General features: G+C 68.3%; 1 protein-coding gene. It reads right to left on the bottom strand.

Going from position 1 to position 271, the window contains the following annotated elements; genetic code table 11:
• Nucleotides 1-271 (bottom strand): FAD-dependent oxidoreductase (locus tag BST14_RS32055; protein WP_158085949.1); only part of this gene is annotated, 271 nt, incomplete at both ends.

Raw genomic sequence — 271 nt, 5'->3', positions numbered from 1 at the left:
CAGGCCGACACGCCCTTGCCCATGAACGCCTGCTCCGACGGCAACCCCAGGTAGCGCGCGCTGGCACCGGTGGCGACGATCAGTGCGTCGCAGGTGTAGGTGCCATTGTCGCCGCGCAGGGTGAACGGCTTGCCGGCCAGGTCCACGGCATGAATGTGGTCGAAGACGATCTCGGTCTCGAAGCGCTCGGCGTGCTCCTGCATCCGCTGCATCAGTGCAGGGCCGGTCAGGCCGTGGGGATCGCCCGGCCAGTTGTCGACCTCGGTGGTGG

Source organism: Mycobacterium arosiense ATCC BAA-1401 = DSM 45069, assembly GCF_002086125.1.
GTDB classification, from domain to species: domain Bacteria; phylum Actinomycetota; class Actinomycetes; order Mycobacteriales; family Mycobacteriaceae; genus Mycobacterium; species Mycobacterium arosiense.
The sequence above is the reverse complement of the archived record's forward strand: the minus strand, read 5'-3'. Positions and strand labels throughout refer to the sequence as shown.